Here is a 19,388-nt window from a genome sequence, read left to right on the forward strand (position 1 = left end):
GCAGTTGGGCACGTAACGCCCGCAGTTGGGCACCTGAAGACCGCGGTTGGGCGGGCGGAACGTCAGACCTTGCGCGGCAGCGTCAGGAGGTTCACGACGCTGACGATGATCAGCAGGATCGCGCCGAAGGTGATGAACGTGCTGATGGCGAAGCCCGGCAGGGTGATCACGACGACGCCGGCGATGATCGACACGATGCCCGAGAGCACCAGGACCCAGCGGGGCACATTGTGGGTGCCCGCCCGGTCCGACATCAGGTCGTGCACGCCCTGGAAGATCCAGCCGACGCCGATCACGATCGCGAGCAACACGAGTGACTCGGCCGGATCGAAGAGACAGAGCACACCGGCGACGAGGATGATCGCGCCGATGACGCCGAACACGACGCGCAGTCCGGTCGGCAACCCCTTGGCCGAGAACGCGATCGACAACCGGTAGGCCCCGGTCAGGATGAGCGAGATGCCGAACAGCACCGCGACGACCACCAGGGTCGGTCCGGGCCACACGAGCGCGATCACACCGAGGACGATGCCGAGCACCGACGTCGAGATGAGTCCGGCGCGCACGGCGTTGCGGATCTGGTCGGGGAAGTGCGGCGTGGTGATCGGCGTCGTCATGGCACCACCATATCGCCGGACGTCGTCAGCTTCGGCGCGTCACTACGTGCCCAACCGCGGTCGTTACGTGCCCAACTGCGGTCCTCAGGTGCCCAACTGCGGTCGTTACGTGCCCAACTGCGGTCGTTACGTGCCCAACTGCGGTCGTTACGTGCCCAACTGCGGTCGTTACGTGCCCAACTGGCGGGGTTGGGTCGAGAGGAGTCAGACGTCGGCGCGATCACCGACGGCGACGACGGCGATGAGGTCACCGCCCTCGACCTGGGTGACCCCACTGATTGCGACACGGGTGACCGTGCCGGCCCGGGGCGCGGTGATCGCGGCCTCCATCTTCATGGCCTCGATGGTCGCGATGGTGGCGCCGGCCTCGACGCTGTCGCCCTCGCCCACCACCAGGGTGACCACACCGGAGAACGGTGCCGCGACATGCGACGGGTCGGTGCGATCGGCCTTCTCCAGCGTCGGGACGTCGGCGGTGATCGAACGATCGCGCACCGACACCGGTCGCAACTGGCCGTTGAGGATGCACATCACCGTGCGCATACCGGCCTCGTCGGGTTCGGAGATCGCCTCCAACCCGATGAGCAACTCGACGCCGCGCTCCAGCGAGACGCGGTGCTCCTCGCCCTGGCGCAGGCCGTAGAAGAACTGGTTCGCCGACAGCGACGAGGTGTCGCCGTACTGCTCGCGGTGGGCGAGGAACTCCGACGTCGGGCCGGGGAACAGGAGTCGGTTCAACGTGGCGCGGCGGCCGGTCGAGTCGGCGCCGAGCAGTTGCTGGTCGTGCTCGGAGAGCTCCACCACCGCGCGGGCCTTGCCGCGGCCCTCGAGTGCCTTGGTGCGGAACGGTTCGGGCCAACCACCGGCAGGCGTACCGAGTTCGCCACGCAGGAAACCGATCACGGAGTCGGGGATGTCGAAACGTCCCGGGTCGGCGGCGAACTCGTCGACCGACACCCCGGCACCGACGAGGTGCAGCGCGAGGTCGCCCACCACCTTCGACGACGGCGTCACCTTGATGACGCGACCCAGCAGGCGGTCGGCGTCGGCGTAGGCCGATTCGACGAGCTCGAACTTGTCGCCGAGACCCAACGCGATGGCCTGCTGGCGCAGGTTCGACAACTGGCCGCCGGGGATCTCGTGGGTGTACACGCGCCCGGTCGGTGACGGCAGTCCGGATTCGAACGGCGCGTACACCTTTCGCAGCGCCTCCCAGTACGGCTCGAGGTCGCAGACTCCTGCCAGGTTCAGGCCGGTGTCGCGGTCGGTGTGCGCCGCGGCGGCGACGATCGCCGACAACGCCGGCTGCGACGTGGTGCCGGCCATCGCCGCACTCGCGCCGTCGACCGCGTCGGCGCCGGCCTGCCATGCCGCGAGGTAGGTCGCGAGCTGGCCGCCGGGGGTGTCGTGGGTGTGCACGTGGACCGGCAGGTCGAAGCGAGATCGCAACGCCGACACCAGGGTCGTCGCGGCGGGGGCGCGCAGCAGCCCGGCCATGTCCTTGATCGCCAGAATGTGGGCGCCGGCCTCGACGGCCTGCTCGGCCAGGCGCAGGTAGTAGTCGAGGGTGTAGAGGTCCTCGTTCGGGTTCGCGAGATCGCCGGTGTAGCTCATGGCGACCTCGGCGACCGCGGTCCCGGTCTCGCGCACCGCGTCGATCGCGGGTCGCATCTGCTCGATGTTGTTGAGCGCGTCGAAGATCCGGAAGATGTCGACGCCGGTCGCCGCGGCCTCGGAGACGAACGCCGACGCGACGGTGTCGGGGTACGGCGTGTATCCGACGGTGTTGCGGCCACGCAGCAGCATCTGCAGACAGATGTTCGGCACGGCCTCCCGCAACGCCGCGAGCCGCTCCCACGGATCCTCGTGCAGGAACCGCAGTGCCACATCGTAGGTCGCGCCCCCCCACGCCTCGATCGACAACAACTCCGGGGTGAGGCGTGCGACGTGCCCGGCCACACCCAGCAGCCCGGTGGTGCGCACCCGCGTCGCGAGCAGCGATTGATGCGCGTCCCGGAACGTGGTGTCGGTGACCGCCAACGCCGACTGCTCGCGCAACGCACGCGCGAAACCCTCCGGCCCGAGCTCGGTGAGCCGCTGCTTGCTCCCCGACGGCGGCGGGACACTCAGGTCGATGTCGGGCAGCTTGTCCTTCGGGTACACCGCCGACGGCCGCTCACCGTGCGGCTTGTTCACCGTCACGTCGGCGAGGTAGGTCAGGATCTTCGTCCCGCGGTCGCTCGAGGCGTGCGCCGTCAGCAGAGACGGGCGCTCCTCGATGAACGACGTCGTCACCTTGCCCGCCCGGAAGTCCGGGTCGTCGAGGACGCTCTGCAGGAACGGGATGTTCGTCGACACACCGCGGATCCGGAACTCCGCCAACGCCCGCTGCGCTCGCGCCACCGCACCCTCGAACGTCCGGCCGCGACAGGTCAGCTTCACCAGCATCGAGTCGAAGTACGCCGAGACCTCGGCACCGAGGGTGGTGCCCCCGTCGAGGCGGATGCCCGCACCACCGGGGGTGCGGTAGGCGGTGATGCGGCCGGTGTCGGGGCGGAACCCGTTGGCCGGGTCCTCGGTGGTGATGCGGCACTGCATCGCCGCACCGCGGATCACCATGTCCTCCTGGCGCAGTCCGAGATCGGCCAGCGACTCCCCCGCCGCGATCCGCAGCTGCGACTGCACGAGGTCGACGTCGGTGATCTCCTCGGTCACCGTGTGCTCCACCTGGATCCGGGGGTTCATCTCGATGAACACGTGGCGACCCTCACGGTCGACGAGGAACTCCACGGTGCCGGCGCACGAGTAGTTGATCTGTTTGGCGAACGCGACCGCGTCGGCACAGATCCGCTCGCGCAGAGCGGGATCGATGTTCGGGGCGGGTGCGAGCTCGATGACCTTCTGGTGACGACGCTGCACCGAGCAGTCCCGCTCGAACAGGTGCATCACGTTGCCCTGGGTGTCGGCGAGGATCTGCACCTCGATGTGACGGGGCTCGATGACCGCCTGCTCGAGGAACACCGTCGCATCGCCGAACGCCGATTCCGCCTCGCGGGCCGCGGCCTCGATCGCCTCCCGAAGCGCGTCGGGGTCGCTGACCCGCCGCATGCCGCGACCACCGCCACCGGCCACGGCCTTGACGAACACCGGGAACGTCATCGACTCTGCGGCAGTGAGCAGTTCGTCGACATCGGTCGACGGCTCCGACGACGCCAGCACCGGTAGGCCCGCCGCCTTCGCCGCCGCGATCGCCCGCGCCTTGTTGCCCGTCAGCTCCAGGACATCGGCCGAGGGACCCACGAAGGTGATGCCCGCATCGGCGCACGCACCGGCGAGATCGGGGTTCTCCGAGAGGAATCCGTAGCCCGGGTAGATCGCGTCGGCACCGGTGCGCCGGGCCGCGTCGACGATCTCGTCGACCGACAGGTACGTCCGGACGGGGTGGCCCTCGGTACCGATCTGATACGACTCGTCGGCCTTCGTGCGATGCACCGAGTTGCGGTCCTCGAACGGGTACACCGCGACCGTCGCCACCCCGAGCTCATAGGCGGCTCGGAACGCCCGGATCGCGATCTCGCCGCGATTGGCCACCAACACCTTGGAGAACATGAGCGCAGACTATTCCGGAGCGCCGATGTTCATCTCGTCGGGATGCGCCCCGACGCGGCCGTTCGGATCGGCCAGCCGCGAGATCTCCAGGATGTCGTCTGCGTCGAGATCGAAGTCGAACACGTCGATGTTCTGCGAGATGCGTTTCTCATGAACCGATTTGGGGATCACGATCAACCCGTTGCTCAGATGCCACCGGATGATGACCTGCGCGATCGACTTGCCGTGCTTCTCGCCGATACCGGCCAGGATCGGGTCATCGAGCAGGGTGTTCGGCTTCGAGGCGCGGCCCCACCCCGAATTGCTGGTGCCGCCGAGCGGGCTCCACGACTCGACCGCGATCTCCCGGTCGACGGCGAACGCCCGCAGATCGTTCTGCGGCAGGTGCGGGTGCAGCTCCACCTGATCGACCGCGGGCACCGTCTCCCCGTGGCCGCAGATCGTGTCGAGGTGGTGGGGCTCGAAGTTGCAGACGCCGATCGCCTTCGCCTTGCCCGATTCGGCGATGGCCTCCATCGCCTCCCAGGTGCGCTTCATACGGTCGCTGTCGAGCAGCGGCCAGTGCACGAGGTAGAGGTCGACGTACTCGACGCCGAGCTTGCCCAGGCTGGTGTCGCACGCGGCGATCGCCGACTCGTATCCCTGGTCGGCGTTCCACAGCTTCGTGGTGAGGAAGACGTCCTCGCGTGCCACACCGGATGCGGCGATACCGCGGCCGACGCCCTCCTCGTTGCCGTAGGCGGCGGCGGTGTCGATGTGTCGGTAGCCCGCCGCATCGAGCGCGTGGGCCACCGCGCGCTCGGTCTCGTCGTTCTCCGCCTGCCACACACCGAGACCCAGTTGTGGGATGGACGTACCGGAATTGAGGTCGATCATCGCAACCGCGGGAGTCATGGGTGTCAGGCTAGCGACTTCACTGCGTTCGCGAGCCAGGTCCGCGGACGGGCCAGGTGTAGCGCACCTGTGGGCGCCCGGCGCGGCCGTATTCGGTGGTCCGGTCGAGCACCCGATCGTCGGCCAACCGCTCCAGGTATCGCCACGCCGTCACCCTCGACACCCCGGCCGCAGCGGCCACCTCACCGGCGGTGAGGCCGGCCTCGCTGTCGCGGATGTGTCGCGCGATCTGTTCGGTGGTGTGCGCCGACGCCCCGGCCGGCGCGGCGGCCTTCTCGTCGGATCCCCTCAGCACCGCCATCGCGCGGTCGACCTCGGCCTGTCCCGCCGCGTCGGTGCCCGCGGGCAACGCCTCGCGATAGTCGCGGTAGCGCTCGAGCTTGTCGCGGAACGCCGCGAACGTGAACGGCTTGAGCAGATAGAGCAGCACGCCGTGCGCGACGGCCGATCGCACGACCGACAGATCGCGCTCGGAGGTGATCGCGATGATGTCGGGCTCGGGACGCTGACCCGACAGCGCCGACGCCAGTTCGATACCGCTGGCGTCGGGGAGTCCGATGTCGAGGAGCACCACGTCGACCGGATCGCCGTCGGCGGCGCGGCCGGCCACGATCCGCAACGCGGCCTGCGCGGTGCCCGCCATCCCGACGACCTGGAACCCGGGTATGCGGCCCACGTACTCCTCGTGCGCCTGGGCGATCAACGGCTCGTCCTCCACGATGAGAACGGTGATCATGGGGCGCGCCTCCGGCACGGGATCATAGGGCGCGCCTCCGGCACGGGATCATGGCGGCGGTCGGGGACGTCGTCACGGGGACACCGCCTCACGATCCCGCCGTGCGGGGAACCGTCACGATGACGACCGAGCCGTAGGTGACCTCTGCGGTGATCGTGCCGCCGTGGCGCTCCACCGTCTGCGACACCAGCGCCAGCCCCAGACCGCGTCCGGGGTCGAGCGCGCCCTCGACGGCGGTCTTGGTGGAGTACCCGCGGCGGCGCGCACGGGCGAACTCCTCGGCGTCCATGCCCGGCCCGCTGTCGGCGACGCGGATCAACAGACCCGAGGAGTCCTCGTGCACGGTCACCTCCACCCACGGGTCGTCGCGATCACAGGCATCGAGTGCATTGTCGATCAGATTGCCCACGACCGTGACCAGTTCGGTGCTGCTGAGCACCGAGTCGGTGTCGAGCAGAGAATCCCCTGTCGGAGACAGGTTTGTCTCATCGGTCACGGTGAGCTCGATCCCGCGTTCGTTCGCCTGCGCGCTCTTGCCGAGCAGCAGGGCGACGAGCGCGGGTTCGCCGACCGCGGCGGTCAACCGGTCGACGAGGTGTTGGGACAGTTCGAGTTCGGTGGTCGCGAATCGCACCGCCTCGTCGCCGCGGCCCATCTCGACGAGTCCGACCACGGTGTGCAGGCGGTTCGCCGACTCGTGCGCCTGGCTGCGCAGCGACTCGGCGAACGACCGCATCGAGTCGAGCTCACCCATCGCGCCCTGCAGTTCGGTGCGATCCCGCAGGGTGATCACCGCACTCGTCGCGGCCGCCGCACCCTGGCCGTCGCGATCGTCGGACCCGCTCACCCCGGAGCGGTTCACCACCAGCACACGATCTCCCGCGAGGTACAGCACGTCGCGTAATTCCTCTGCGTTACCGGCGAATTCGGGGAGGCGCTCGAGTGCGACCGGGCCGTCGCCGAGATCGAGGAGGCGGCGGGCCTCGTCGTTGACGAGCGCGACCCGTCCGTCGTCGATGACGATCAGTCCCTCCCGGACCGCGTGCAGCACGGCGTCGTGGTGCTCGTACATCACGCGCAACTCCTCGGGCCTCAGGCCACGGGTCTGGCGGAGCAGGCGTCGGCGTACCGCCCAGGTGCCGGCCACCGACAGCAGCAACGCGATCACGGTGACGACCGCGATCATCGGCAACTGCCCGAGCCAGCGGTCGGCGAGCCCGGACAGCGTGATGCCCGCCGACACCAACCCGACGATCCGCCCGTCGGACGCGCGGACCGGGGCGACCGCTCGGATGGAAGGTCCGAGTGTGCCGGTGTAGGTCTCGGTGAACACCCGGCCCGCCAGCGCGGGACCGATGGTGCCGACGAACTTCCCACCGATACGTGCCGGATCGGTGTGGGTGAAGCGGGTCCGGTCGGGAGCCATGATGGTGATGAACGCGATGTCGGTGTCGGCGCGCACCGCCTCGGTGACTGGTTGCAGACGCGCGGTGGCCGAGCCGGAGGTGATGGCCTCGGCCGTCGAGGACGAGTCGGCGAGGGCGACGGCGATGGCCACGACCTGGTCGCGGGCCGACCGTTCGGAGTCACGGCGGGCGTCGTAGGCGGCCAACGACCCCGCGACGATGACGAGCACCAGGATCGCGACGACCTGCAGGAGGAACGCCTGCCCGGCGAGCGTGCGGGGCACCAGCCGTCTCACCGCCACCCCGCCTTCCGCCCTGAACGTAATGAAACTAATCGTGACGCCAGTCACATCGACGGTCCATGATCCTCACAGACCCCTTCCGGCGCCACCGGAGGACATCACCACCTGGAGGATCCCATGACCACGACCGACGACCGACCCCCGACGATCCCCGATCCGCCGGCGGACACCGCGACGAAGCCCAAGCGCGATCGCACGCACTGGCTCTACATCGCGGTCATCGTGGCCGTCGTCGCCGGTGTCGCGGTCGGCATCGCGGCCCCGAGCTTCGGCAAGGAACTCGGCGTGCTCGGCACGATGTTCATCGACCTCATCAAGATGATGATCTCGCCGGTCATCTTCTGCACGATCGTGTTGGGCATCGGCTCGGTCCGCAAGGCCGCGACCGTCGGCAAGGTCGGCGGGCTCGCCTTCACCTATTTCCTCGGGATGTCCACCGCGGCACTCGGTATCGGCCTGGTGGTCGGCAACCTGATCCAGCCCGGCAACGGACTGAACATCACCCCCGAGGTCGCGGGCAAGGGCGCCGATCTCGCCGAGAAGGCGCATGAGTCCGGCGGCACCCTCGACTTCATCCAGGGCATCATCCCCGACACCCTCGTGTCGTCGCTGACCGCGGGCAGCGTGCTGCAGACGCTCTTCGTCGCCCTGCTCGTCGGCTTCGCCATCCAGGCCCTCGGCACCCAGGGTGAGCCGGTGTTGCGCGGTGTCGCCAGCATCCAGAAGGTCATCTTCAAGGTGCTCTCGATGGTGCTGTGGCTCGCCCCGATCGGCGCGTTCGGCGCGATCGCCAACGTGGTCGGTCAGACCGGCTGGAGTGCGGTGACCCACCTGCTGATGCTGATGGTGGCCTTCTACCTGACCTGCCTGGTGTTCGTGTTCGGCATCCTCGGCACGATGCTGCGTTTCATCGCGGGCGTCTCGATCTTCAAGCTGGTCCGCTACCTGGCGCGGGAGTACCTGCTGATCGTGGCCACCTCGTCGTCGGAGTCGGCCCTGCCGCGACTGATCGCGAAGATGGAGCACCTCGGGGTGCAGAAGTCGACCGTCGGTGTGGTCGTCCCGACCGGCTACTCGTTCAACCTCGACGGCACCGCGATCTATTTGACGATGGCGTCGCTGTTCGTCGCCGAGGCGATGGGCAACCCGTTGAGCCTGGGCGAGCAGATCAGCCTGCTGGTGTTCATGATCATCGCCTCGAAGGGTGCGGCCGGCGTCTCCGGCGCCGGACTGGCCACGCTCGCCGGCGGCCTGCAGAGCCACCGCCCCGAGCTGCTCGACGGACTGGGACTCATCGTCGGCATCGACCGGTTCATGTCGGAGGCCCGCGCGGTCACCAACTTCTCCGGCAATGCCGTCGCCACGCTGCTGGTCGGCACCTGGACCAAGACGATCGACAACGCCAAGGTGAAGTCGGTGCTCGACGGCAACGATCCCTTCGACGAACTGAACATGGTCGACTCACACGACTTCGAGAAGACCGAGGCGGTGTCGATCACGAAGGCTCCCGCCTGACGTCAGCGGACCAACGCACGGTTCCTCCACGGGCCCTGCGGGTAACCTCGAGACCATGTCGATCAGCAAGGGCGACGCGGTTTCCTGGAACACCCCGCAGGGCCCGACCCATGGGAAAGCCGTCGAGAAGCGCACGAAGGAATTCGAGTTCGACGGCCAGAAGTTCAAGGCCAGTGACGACGAGCCCTACTGGATCGTCGAGTCGGACAAGAGCGGCGCGAAGGCCGCGCACAAAGAGTCCACGCTCGAGAAGAAGTAGGTACCGGTGATGAGCAGCGGCGGCGCGAACCCGTTCGGCGACATCGGCACCGCCAAGTACGTCCAACTCACCACGTTCACCAAGGCCGGCGACGCCAAGCCGTTGCCGATCTGGGCCGCGCTCGATCAGGGTGAGCTGCTGATGTGGACGCAGGCGTCGTCGTGGAAGGTCAAGCGGATCCGCAACACCCCACGGGTCCTGCTCGCGACCTGCGACCGCGCCGGCAAGAACGTCGGCCCCACCATGGAGGCCACCGCCCGCGTCCTCGACGAGGCCGGCACCGCGCGCACCCGCGACGCGATCAACCGCAAGTACGGACTGGTCGGTCGCTTCGCCACCACCGCCAGCAGCCTGTTCAAGGGCAAGAGCTCGACCATCGGGATCGCGGTCACCGCGAACTGACGGCCCGGACGGATCAGTCGCTCCGCGAGTGCCTGCCCGGCTTCTCGTCGCGGTGACCGGGATGGATCGGGACATGCGGTTCGCCGGTGCGGACGTTGTCGGGCCGTTCGTGTCGGTGCACGAGCGCGACGGCGATGGCCGTGGTGAGCGGCACCGACAACGCGATCGCGATACCACCGACAAACGACCGCCCCAGCTCGACGGCGACGGTGTCGGTGGTGACGAGGTTCGAGAACGACTGCCCGGCCACGGAGAACAGCAACAGCAGCGGCAGTGCACTGCCCGCGTAGGCGAACACGAGCGTGTAGACGGTGCTGGCGATGTGGTCGCGGCCCACACGCATGGCCGCGGCGAACGTGGCCCGTCGGCTGCGGCCGCCCGCCGCGAGTTCGAACACCGCCGACGCCTGGGTGATGGTGACGTCGTTGAGCACGCCCAACGCGCCGATGATGAAGCCCGCCAACAGGATCCCCTGGGTGGAGATGCCGTTCTGGTACACCTGCAGGTTCGTGGTCTGCTCGCCGGACAGACCCGTGATGTTCATCGTGTGGATCGACACGTACGACAACACCGCGGCCACCGCCAACGACGACAGTGTCCCCAACAGCGCGGCGCTGGTGCGCAGACTCACCCCGTGCGCGAGATAGATGACCACCAGCAGGATCGCCGCCGACGACGTGATGGCCACGGCCACCGGCGATTTCCCGTCGAGGATCGCCGGGAGCGTGAAGCCGAGCAGCACCGCGAACGCGACCACCAACCCGATCACCGATCGCAGGCCGCGCCACGACGCGACCAGCACGATCGCCACGACGAACAGCAACGCCCACACGATCGTCGACGTACCTCGGCTGTAGTCGTAGAACCCGTAGGTCGTCGCCCCGTTGTTGCCCGGCGCCACGGCGAGCCGGATCTTGTCGCCGACCTTGAGGTCGGGCTGTCCCGGCTGGGGTCGGCTGAGCTGGTCGGCGGACAGGTTCTGGGTGACCGCACCCGGCGCGGTGCCCGACTGCGCCCGGTTCGTCGGTACCTCGATGAGCGTGTTGGCGTCGGCGTCCTTACCGGAGGTGATCGCGACGGTGCTCTCGATGCAGGGGCCGTCGGCGACGGGGGTGACGTCGGCGGCACCGCCGAACACCGACCCCGACGCGCGGTTGAGGCACTGCGCACGCGCCTGCGCGATCACGGTGCCGGTCGCGGTCTCGAGCTGGCCGTTCGCCGCGGCCGACTGGAACTGGATCGGGACCTGGTGCTGCCGCTGCGACGGCCACAGCACCACGGCCCCGATCGCGACGGCCACCGCGACGGCGACGAGCACCCCGACGACGATGCGGGCCGCCATCGGACGCATCTGCACCGCGATCGCGGCCGGGGAATGCGTGTGGGTGTGCGGTTGCGGCTGGTTCACGGCCGCAACTGTATGCGGCCAAACGCCGGTGTCGCCGCCGTGGCGTGGGTCATCATGATCGGGTGATCGACGAGTTGCAGGAGGAGGCGACCGCCGCACTGGCGGCCGGCGACTACACGCGTGCCCTCGCCGAGTTCAGCGTGCTCCGCGAGATGCGGTCGCGCCGCGACGGTCCGTACTCGGTGCACTACCTCGCAAACCTGCACGACGCCGTCCGCTGCATGTGTCACCTGCAGCGATGGTCGGATTCCGAACCACTGTGCCGCGAGCTGTACGGCAAGTACCGACGCACGCACGGCCCCGGCGACTGCGACACCGTCGACGCCGCGAAGTTCTACGCCTGGGCGCTGGTCCACCTCGACAAGGCCGACCCGGCCGCCGAGCTGTACCTGACCACCGCCGACGCCCTGTGGACCCTCGGCGATCGCGAGCAGGCCCTGACCCTGCTGGGGGCCGCGGTGACACAGCGCCAGGACCTCTGCTTCGACACCCTGCGCAACCGTGTCGACCTCGCCGCCGCAGCCGTCGCCCTGGGCGTCGCGTCGTCGATGAGTCTGGTCTCACCACTGGCCTGACCGGGTGCGACGGCCCCGGGTGGCGGGGTGGTTCGATGAACGACATGTCCGACACCCCCGCCGCCTCGCCGCAGGTGACCGTCGCCGACCCCTCGGCCGCCCGTGGTGTGACCGGCCGGTGGTGGGGTGTCGCGGCGGCGATGTTCGCGATCGCGTGGGGCGGGAACGAGTTCACCCCGCTGCTGGTGATGTACAAGAGCGACCACGGACTGTCCGGCCCGGTGGTCGACGCGCTGCTGTTCGCCTACGTGCTCGGCATCGTGCCCGCACTGCTCATCGGCGGCCCGCTGTCGGATCGGTTCGGACGTGCGCGGTTGATGCGCCCGGCCCCGGCGGTGGCCGCGATCGGGTCGATCATCCTCGGGCTCGGCGCCGACCACGTGGCCCTGCTGGTGATCGGACGCATCGGCAGCGGGATCGCACTGGGGTTGGCGATGGCCGTGGGCAGCAGCTGGATCAAGGAGCTCTCGTCACCCCCGTTCGAGACCGACGCCTCGGGTAGTCGCGGGGCCCGCCGCTCGGCGATGAGCCTCACCGCGGGGCTCGGCATCGGCGCCGCGATGGCCGGCGTGCTGGCCCAGTGGGCGCCTCTGCCCGCGACGCTGCCCTACCTCGTGAACGTGGCGCTGTGCGTGGTCGCGACCGCCTGGGTGGTCCGCGCCCCGGAGACCGTGGCGCGGGCCGGGGCACCGGGACGCCTGCGCGACGATCTGCGCATCCCGGCCATCGGTCACCGACGTTTCCTGCGGGTCGTCGTGCCCGTCGCGCCGTGGGTGTTCGGGTCGGCCGCGGCCGCCTACGCGGTGTTGCCGACGCTGCTCGCCGACGAGGTCGGTGGCCTCGACATCGCCTACGCGGCGCTCATCACGTTGGTGACGTTGGCGTCGGGATTCGCCATCCAGTCGGTGGCGCGGCGCATCGACCGACCCGATTCGGCCCGTGGTTCGGTGGTGGCGATCGGATTCCTCGCGGTCGGCATGGGCATGGGTGCCTGGGCCTCGAGCACGCTGAACCCGTGGGTCGCCCTCGTCGCCGGCGCGGTGCTCGGCGGCGGGTACGGCATGGCACTCGTCGCTGGGCTGGCCGAGGTCGGGCGCATCGCCGGACCGAAGGACCTCGCCGGCCTCACCGCCGTCTTCTATTCGCTGACCTACCTCGGCTTCGCGGCGCCGGTGGTGCTGGCCCTGGTCCATCAGGCCGTTCCCGCCCTGACCTACCCGGTGCTGTTCGGACTCGGCGTCCTGCTCGCGATCGTCTCGCTCGCGGTCGTCGCCACCGAGTACCGCACCCGCGAGATCACGACAGCAGACAAGGTGACCAAATGACCTCTCCGACCCCGAAGGCCCCGGACCGCAGGTACTTCATGTTCACCCTCGACGACGAGGGTCGATACGTGCCGTCGAAGTACGCCTTCGGTCGATGGGGTCCGGACATGCTCAACGGGCCCGCGGTGTGCGCCGCGGCCGCCCATGCGGTGGAGGCCGAGCACGGTTCACCCGAGCTCGTGCCGGCCCGCATCACCATCGACCTGTTCAAGGCCGCCCGTGGCGAACCCCTCGTCGCACGTACGCGGTTGGTGCGATCGGGACACCGGATCCGGGTGTCGGAGGTCGAACTGTCCCAGGGCGACACCGTTGTCGCTCACGCCACCCTCGTCGCGCTGCGGCCGTCGCAGGAGCCGCCGGGCGAGGAGTGGCACTCCGAGCACCCCTTCGACCCACCGACCGACGACAGCCGCTTCCGCTGGTACGGCAGCGACGACATGGGGTGGACGCCGGTGATGAGCGAACATCAGAACGCGGGCCGCAAACGGTTGTGGGCCACGATGATCCCCGTGGTCGACGGGGTCGAGAACACGCCGTTCGTCACCACCGTGATGGCTGCCGAGGCGACGAGCCTGGTGACCAACTGGGGATCGAAGGGCATCGGTTACATCAACTGCGATCTGACGGTGGCGATCTCACGTCTGCCGGTCGGTCAGTACATCGGCCTGCAGGCCGACACCCACATCACCGACGCCGGCCTGTCGGTCGGCACCGCCACCCTGTTCGACACCCGCGGACCGATCGGGACCGGCATGGTCACCGCCGTCTCCAACGCCGCCGCGCAGATCGACTTCAGCGGCGCGTCGGACCTGCGCACCGAGGTCTCGCAATGACTCTCGTGGATGTGGGCAACGGCGTCTCCCTCGAGGTCACGCGGACCGGCGAGGGTCCGGCGGTGCTGCTGGTCGGCGGTCTGGGCCAACCCGCACAGGTGTGGGAGTACACCGGCGTCGTCGAAGCGCTGACGTCCGCGGGATTCGAGACCATCGCCTACTGCGCCCGCGGGGTCGCGCCGTCATCGGCGCCCGAGCCGCCGTATGCCGTCGACGACCTGGCGTTCGACGCCCAATGTCTGGTGCAGACACTGGGACTCGAGCAGGTGCTCGTCGTCGCCTATTCGATGGGCTGCTACACCACGCAGGCGCTGGTGCGCCGACAGCCGGGCATGGTGCGGGCCGCGGTGCTGCTCGCGGGCCTGCAGCCCTCGCCGATCGGCGAACTCGTCGGCCGCATGGAACTGGGGTTGCTCGAGAAGTACGGCGAGATCCCCGCCGACGTCATGCTCTTCGAGCAGTTGATGACGACGCTGCAACCGTCGCTGCTCCAGGATCCGGCCTCGGTGGTGGGCTGGGAACAGGTGCTGGGCGCCTCGGGTGAGGTGTGGACGAGCGCGGAAGGCATGAGAGGTCAACTGCAGGCGTCGTATTCGTGGATCACCGCGAACGAGCCATTGCCTGAACACCTCGCGGCCTTCGATCTACCGGCCCTGGTGCTCGCCTTCGAACACGACCTGTTCTTCCCCCCGCAGGGGTGTCGTGCCGCGGCGGGACAGATGCCGAACGCGGAGTTCACCCAGATCGACGGCGTCGCGCACGGCGGGCTGTTCACCGGTCAGACCGACACCGTCGCGCGCATCGTCGCGTTCTGCACCGCGCACCGCCCCGCCTGAGCCGGCTTTTCGCACGTTCACGCACCGCTCGCACGCCCACTCATCGTTCGCATGCTGCCGGCGGCATGCGAACGATGAGCGACCGTGCGAACACGGCAACTGCGGGCGGGAGGCGACCCGTAGGTGAGGCTGCGCCCTGGCCAACTCACGGCTCGATCGGGACGCCGTCCCACTCGTGGTCGTGCATGAACGCCTCGGCGAGGCCGACGCGGTACTTGAGACACATGCGGGCGATGTCGAGGTAGGCGATCGGCATCATGAACGCGGGCAACCGGTCGTGGCGGTTGGTGATCACGTCGTCGTAGGCGCGGAAGTCGCGCAGGAACCCGCGGAACGTGTTGCCCTTCAGTGCCGACTTCTTCCAGCCGTAGAGCCCCATCCCGAAGCCGATCATCTTGCGGGTGCCCGGGTCCGGGGTGATCATCTCGGTCGTCTGGCCGGTGAACGCCCGGTCGACGCGGTTGTGCGGCTCGAACAGCATGATGCCGCTGGTGCCACGCGGGTTGCACTCGATGGTGAACAGCGTGCCCTCGTCGTCTTCGATGAAGTCGAAGCCGACCTGTCCGGTGAAGTTCATCTGTTTCACGAACGAGGTGATCCAGTCGAGGATGCCCGCGTGCTCGATCGCGTCGAAGGCGATGCAGGAGCGTCCGTCGATCGCGTAGCCGACCGGGTACACGGTGTGCGCCAACACCTCTCCGTCACGACACACCGAGTACGAGCAGTACGGCGTGCCCTTCATCCACTCCTGCGCTATCCAGGGGTTGGTGGGCGAGAACTCGATGTCGGTGGGCAGGTCGCCCGGGGTGACCTTGTAGACCTTCTGCGATCCCCGCGAGTAGCACTCCTTGAGCGCGAACGGGGTGTCAAAATCGAGGGCGTCGAGATCCGCTTGTGTCCGCACCTGTGCGAACTTCAGCGTCGGGACACCGCGCTCGGCGAGCACCCGCTGGAACTCGTATTTGTTGTGCAGGTTGTTCTCGACCTCGAAATCGGAGAGGAACAGCTCGCAGGTGTCGGGGAAATCGGCACGCAACATCGCGATGATGTCGGTTTCCTCGTGCACCGGGATCAGCAGGTCGATCTCGCGTTCGGTCACGATGCGGGCCAGCTCGCGGCAGTAGGCACGCGGCTCGAACGTGGGCGACGGCACCTTCTCGAAGGCCGAGATCGCGTTGGAGAAGCGGCTCACGGGCAGGGAGATGCTGTCGACGATGGTCACCTCGTGGCCTCCGGCGGCCATCAGGCGCGCGAGGTCGAGCGTGAGGAAGGAACGACCAAACGTGATGAGCACGCGCTTGGACCCTGGGCGAGACATGGGACCCCGTTAACTCTGCACCGCAGATATAGGACAGAACATCGAACATGGTAGCTTAGCCAACGGTTGGAAATCGACCGGAAAAGTCCTGGTGAGGGCCTATTTCACAATCACCATAGCGCGCGTGGAGGAGGCTGCGATGTTCGTGATCGGCATCGTCTTCGCGTCGCTCGCCGCGGTCGGATACGGGTTGTCGTCGGTGCTGCGAGCACTCGGCGCCCGTCGCGCCGCGGTCGCCGCCCGTGACGCCGGCGGCGATCCCGCGGTCAACTCCGCCGGCGGTCCCTCGGTCGCCTCGACCGCGGCGACCCTGCGTGATCCGGCCTTCCTCGTCGGCACGGCGCTGGTCGTCCTCGGCTTCGGCGGCGGTGCCATCGCGGCCCGTCTGCTCCCCCTGTTCCTGTCGCAGACCATCGTCTCGGCCAACCTCATCGTCACCGCACTGCTCGGTACAGCGGTCCTCGGCATCCGCCTCCACACCCGCGACTGGATCGCGATCTGCGCGGTCATCGCGTCGCTGTGCATGCTCGGCGTCGCGTCCACGCGACACAAGACCGAGGGTGCCGACAGCTTCGCCTTCCACTGGGGTCTGTTCGGCGCGACCGTCGTGATCGCGGTCGCCGCCGTCTACGCGATGTACCGCCTCGGTCCCCGCGCGGCGATCTTCGGCGGCGCGGCCGCGGGAGTGCTGTTCGGCGTCATCGCCATCGCGGTGCGCATCCTCCGCGGCATCGATTCGTTCGATCCTGTCGAGCTCATCACTGACCCGGCCGCGTGGACCATCGCCATCGCCGGCGCCGTCGGCTTCTACGTGCAGACCGTCGCGTTGCAGCTCGGCGCGGTCAACGGCGTCACCGCGGTGCTCGTCGTCGGTGAGACCGCGATCCCGGGCATCATCGGGGTGCTCTTCCTCGGCGACAAGGCCGAACCGGGCCTCGGCTGGCTCGCCATCGTCGGCTTCATCGGTGCGGTGATCGGCGCCATCGCCGTGGCGTACTACGGCTCGGCCGAGGCCGACCACTTCGGCGAGGCGCCACCCACCGAGGGTGGATGGCGCCGTCGCCGGCAGGGATCAGATCAGCTCGAGGCGAGCTGACCACACCGCTGCCGGGCCCCCTCAGTCGGCGAGCATCGCGCGCATGCGGTTCAGTTCCGCCTGCTGACTGCCGATGATGCTGCGCGCCAACGCGATCGAGTCGGCGTCGAGTCCCTTGTCGACCTCGGTGCGCGCCATCGTGATCGCGCCGGAGTGGTGGTCGATCATCATCGTCAGCCACCGCTGGTCGAACGCCCGCCCCGACAACGACCGCAGCTCCGACATGTCGGCGTCGCTCATCATCCCGCTCATCGACATGTCCCCGGACATGGGCATGGAGTGGCCGGTCCCGGTGGGCACCGGCTCGCCCCACGAGCGCAGGCGGGTGCTGAGCTGATCGATCTCGGGTTGCTGGGCGGCGGCGATCTCCCGAGCGAGGCCCACCACCTCGGGATCGGTGCTGCGACCGGGCACCATCTGGGCCATCTCGACCGCCTGTCGGTGGTGCGGGATCATCTCGGTCGAGAAGGTGACGTCGGCCGCGTTGTGCGACACCGGATCGTCGGAGGCACAGGCCACGCCGGTGACGGCGACGGCGGCCAGCGCCGCGACCGTGGCGACGGCGCGACGAATTCTGTTGTGGGACATGTGTGTGTACTCCTGGTGTGTGCTGGATCGGACCGGGCGGGGCGCGGTCGTGTCAGCGGACGATCACCGAGAGTTCGAGATGGTCGGGGATGGCCCAGGGCGGTGCGCGGCCCAGCACCGACGGCCGGCGTCGGATCCACACACCCGACAGACGCGCGAGCGGCGCGATCAGGGTGACGGCCCCGAGGATCACGACGAGGGCGATGACCTCGCCGCGCAGGAACACACACCCGTGGTCGTGACCGGTGCAGTCGAGTGTCGAGGCGCCGACACGTTCGGTGCGGTCGGTCGACGGCGTCATGACGGCGTGATGCCCGCTCATCGCAGACACCGCCGATCCGGCTGCGGTGTGCCGGTCGCCGTGTGCGCCGCCGCAGAGCACGAAGATGTGCATCACCGCGACGGCGAGTGCGAGACCGAGGGCGGCCGCGACGATGCGACGGCGCGGGATCCCTCGGACGCGACTCACGGTGTCGAGGATACCCCCGGGGCGTATGTCGGGGTTGTCTCGCGACCGGACCGCCTGCGGATCCAGAGGCGTTGGGCGCCGATGACGCCGGCGGCGAGACCCCAGCCGAGCAGGATGTCGAAGACGTAGTGCTCACCGGTGTAGACGAGCGTGAACGCCATCACCAGCGCGTACCCGACGAAGAAAGATCGGCCGAGCGCGCGCACCCGCGGCCACATGAACAGGGCCAACAGCATCGTCAGTCCGGCGTGCAGCGACGGGATCGCGGCGACGAGGTTCGCCTTCGACTGCCCGACGGTGAGCAACGTCGACGCGGCCCGCACGTTGAGGACGTCCCAACCGCGGGCGGAGATCCGCTCCACGTAGGGCGCCGCACCCGGATCCGACGGCGACACCGGGCCCAGGAGTCCCCCGGAGGCGGGCGGGATCTCGGAGTACATGCACGGCGGATCCCGCGGGCTGTCGACGACCTGCTCAGCCGTGCAGCGCGCCGCGGCCCACGGCGGGGCACCGGGCACGAGCGTGTAGCCGACCAGCGCGAGGAACGTGGTGGCGACGAACGCGACCGCGTACCGACGCCACGCGGTGCGATCACGCAGCCACAGCACCCCGGCGACCACGTAGGGCACCACGAAGTACGAGACGTAGACGATGCTGGTGATCACCTCCCACCACGGCGGCGACGCGTCCTTGATGTGCGACTGCAACCACACGGTGGGGTTCACGCCGAACAGGAAGTGGTCGGCATCGGGCGCGAGGTGCCAGTGCGTCGGCATCCCCATCCACTGTGCGACGTTGCGCGTGAGGTCGTAGAGCAGGAGCACGCCGGCGAACGGCAACCAGTCGATGATGACGGTGATGACGCGGCGACGGCCGATGCTCGCCGCGGCCAGACCCAGGCACATCCAGAGGATCAGCCGGGTGCGGTCGAACGCCAGGCCCTGTTCGGTGAACTGCCACACCATGACCGCGAACCACACCGCGATCGCCGTCCACCGGTAGAAGCGCAGATCGCGGAATCGGGACGGCGTGCGTGTGTCGTCGAGCCCAGAGGTGGTCGGCGCCGCGGTATCGGGCGGGGTGGTGGTGTCGGCCGACGGGGGCCGGGGCGGCTCGGACTGTTCTGCGCGGCCCGCCTCGGAAATCGTCAACCGGTCACCCTCCGCCGCAGTTCGCCGGGCGTTCATCGACCGGAAACCT

Annotated in this window: 18 protein-coding genes; 8 read left to right on the top strand and 10 right to left on the bottom strand. The window is 68.8% G+C overall.

Translation table 11 applies throughout. The features are described from left to right. Window positions 1-62 precede the first annotated feature (62 nt). The 5 genes from ASG12_RS20770 to ASG12_RS20790 all read right to left on the bottom strand — a co-directional run bounded on the left by ASG12_RS20770 (window position 63) and on the right by ASG12_RS20790 (window position 7,546). Window positions 63-617: an HdeD family acid-resistance protein gene (locus ASG12_RS20770; RefSeq protein ID WP_055793708.1), complete on the bottom strand. Its 555-nt coding sequence runs from the start codon at window positions 615-617 to the stop codon at window positions 63-65. Between the two features lie 204 nt (window positions 618-821). Continuing rightward, complete coding sequence (locus ASG12_RS20775; RefSeq protein WP_055793710.1) at window positions 822-4,226, bottom strand: pyruvate carboxylase; 3,405 nt, start codon at window positions 4,224-4,226, stop codon at window positions 822-824. 9 nt (window positions 4,227-4,235) lie between these two features. Beyond that, window positions 4,236-5,120, bottom strand: a complete 885-nt coding sequence (locus ASG12_RS20780) for an aldo/keto reductase (RefSeq protein WP_055793713.1) — start codon at window positions 5,118-5,120, stop codon at window positions 4,236-4,238. A gap of 19 nt (window positions 5,121-5,139) precedes the next feature. Next, the gene (locus tag ASG12_RS20785; RefSeq protein ID WP_055793715.1) at window positions 5,140-5,856 is read right to left on the bottom strand and encodes a response regulator; all 717 of its coding nucleotides are present in this window, start codon (window positions 5,854-5,856) and stop codon (window positions 5,140-5,142) included. 88 nt (window positions 5,857-5,944) lie between these two features. Beyond that, window positions 5,945-7,546, bottom strand: a complete 1,602-nt coding sequence (locus ASG12_RS20790) for a sensor histidine kinase (protein WP_235457731.1) — start codon at window positions 7,544-7,546, stop codon at window positions 5,945-5,947. A gap of 135 nt (window positions 7,547-7,681) precedes the next feature. Here ASG12_RS20790 and ASG12_RS20795 point away from each other — a divergent pair, with 135 nt between their 5' ends. The 3 genes from ASG12_RS20795 to ASG12_RS20805 are packed head-to-tail and all read left to right on the top strand — an operon-like array spanning window position 7,682 to window position 9,740. Continuing rightward, a complete protein-coding gene (locus tag ASG12_RS20795; protein ID WP_055793717.1) occupies window positions 7,682-9,079 on the top strand; it encodes a cation:dicarboxylate symporter family transporter in 1,398 nt (465 codons plus the stop codon). A 55-nt stretch (window positions 9,080-9,134) separates the two neighbouring features. Then, window positions 9,135-9,338, top strand: coding sequence for a DUF2945 domain-containing protein (locus ASG12_RS20800; RefSeq protein WP_055793719.1), 204 nt, complete (start codon window positions 9,135-9,137; stop codon window positions 9,336-9,338). A 9-nt stretch (window positions 9,339-9,347) separates the two neighbouring features. Then, on the top strand, window positions 9,348-9,740 hold the full coding sequence (locus ASG12_RS20805) for a PPOX class F420-dependent oxidoreductase (protein WP_055793722.1): 393 nt from the start codon (window positions 9,348-9,350) through the stop codon (window positions 9,738-9,740). Between the two features lie 13 nt (window positions 9,741-9,753). Here the strand turns inward: ASG12_RS20805 and ASG12_RS20810 are convergent, their stop codons facing one another. Beyond that, window positions 9,754-11,091 (bottom strand): YibE/F family protein, encoded by a 1,338-nt coding sequence (locus ASG12_RS20810; protein WP_055793982.1) that lies wholly within the window; start codon window positions 11,089-11,091, stop codon window positions 9,754-9,756. Window positions 11,092-11,210: 119 nt separating this feature from the next. On the opposite strand from ASG12_RS20810, the gene ASG12_RS20815 reads away from it, so the two are divergent. From ASG12_RS20815 to ASG12_RS20830, 4 genes are read left to right on the top strand one after another with little or no spacing between them, the layout of a single operon-like run. Continuing rightward, window positions 11,211-11,723 carry a hypothetical protein gene (locus ASG12_RS20815; protein WP_052688665.1) on the top strand — a complete coding sequence of 171 codons (513 nt, stop codon included), beginning with the start codon at window positions 11,211-11,213 and terminating at the stop codon, window positions 11,721-11,723. Window positions 11,724-11,758: 35 nt separating this feature from the next. Beyond that, entirely contained in the window at window positions 11,759-13,048 is a 1,290-nt protein-coding gene (locus tag ASG12_RS20820) for an MFS transporter (RefSeq protein ID WP_082502205.1), read from the top strand. Then, the gene (locus ASG12_RS20825; protein WP_235457733.1) at window positions 13,045-13,881 is read left to right on the top strand and encodes an acyl-CoA thioesterase domain-containing protein; all 837 of its coding nucleotides are present in this window, start codon (window positions 13,045-13,047) and stop codon (window positions 13,879-13,881) included. Before ASG12_RS20820 ends, ASG12_RS20825 begins: the two co-directional genes overlap by 4 nt. Continuing rightward, complete coding sequence (locus ASG12_RS20830) at window positions 13,878-14,717, top strand: alpha/beta fold hydrolase (protein ID WP_055793723.1); 840 nt, start codon at window positions 13,878-13,880, stop codon at window positions 14,715-14,717. Before ASG12_RS20825 ends, ASG12_RS20830 begins: the two co-directional genes overlap by 4 nt. A gap of 145 nt (window positions 14,718-14,862) precedes the next feature. Here the strand turns inward: ASG12_RS20830 and ASG12_RS20835 are convergent, their stop codons facing one another. Next, window positions 14,863-16,035 carry an ATP-grasp domain-containing protein gene (locus ASG12_RS20835; RefSeq protein WP_055793725.1) on the bottom strand — a complete coding sequence of 391 codons (1,173 nt, stop codon included), beginning with the start codon at window positions 16,033-16,035 and terminating at the stop codon, window positions 14,863-14,865. Window positions 16,036-16,174: 139 nt separating this feature from the next. Here ASG12_RS20835 and ASG12_RS20840 point away from each other — a divergent pair, with 139 nt between their 5' ends. Further along, window positions 16,175-17,131 (top strand): hypothetical protein, encoded by a 957-nt coding sequence (locus ASG12_RS20840; RefSeq protein WP_055793728.1) that lies wholly within the window; start codon window positions 16,175-16,177, stop codon window positions 17,129-17,131. Between the two features lie 21 nt (window positions 17,132-17,152). On the opposite strand, the gene ASG12_RS20845 is transcribed toward ASG12_RS20840, so the two are convergent. The 3 genes from ASG12_RS20845 to ASG12_RS20855 are packed head-to-tail and all read right to left on the bottom strand — an operon-like array spanning window position 17,153 to window position 19,339. Next, complete coding sequence (locus ASG12_RS20845) at window positions 17,153-17,719, bottom strand: DUF305 domain-containing protein (RefSeq protein ID WP_055793730.1); 567 nt, start codon at window positions 17,717-17,719, stop codon at window positions 17,153-17,155. 52 nt (window positions 17,720-17,771) lie between these two features. Next, on the bottom strand, window positions 17,772-18,188 hold the full coding sequence (locus ASG12_RS20850) for a hypothetical protein (RefSeq protein WP_055793732.1): 417 nt from the start codon (window positions 18,186-18,188) through the stop codon (window positions 17,772-17,774). Then, the gene (locus ASG12_RS20855; protein WP_235457735.1) at window positions 18,185-19,339 is read right to left on the bottom strand and encodes a phosphatase PAP2 family protein; all 1,155 of its coding nucleotides are present in this window, start codon (window positions 19,337-19,339) and stop codon (window positions 18,185-18,187) included. Before ASG12_RS20855 ends, ASG12_RS20850 begins: the two co-directional genes overlap by 4 nt. Window positions 19,340-19,388 lie beyond the last annotated feature (49 nt).

This window comes from Williamsia sp. Leaf354, assembly GCF_001424365.1.
Taxonomy (GTDB): Bacteria; Actinomycetota; Actinomycetes; order Mycobacteriales; family Mycobacteriaceae; genus Williamsia_A.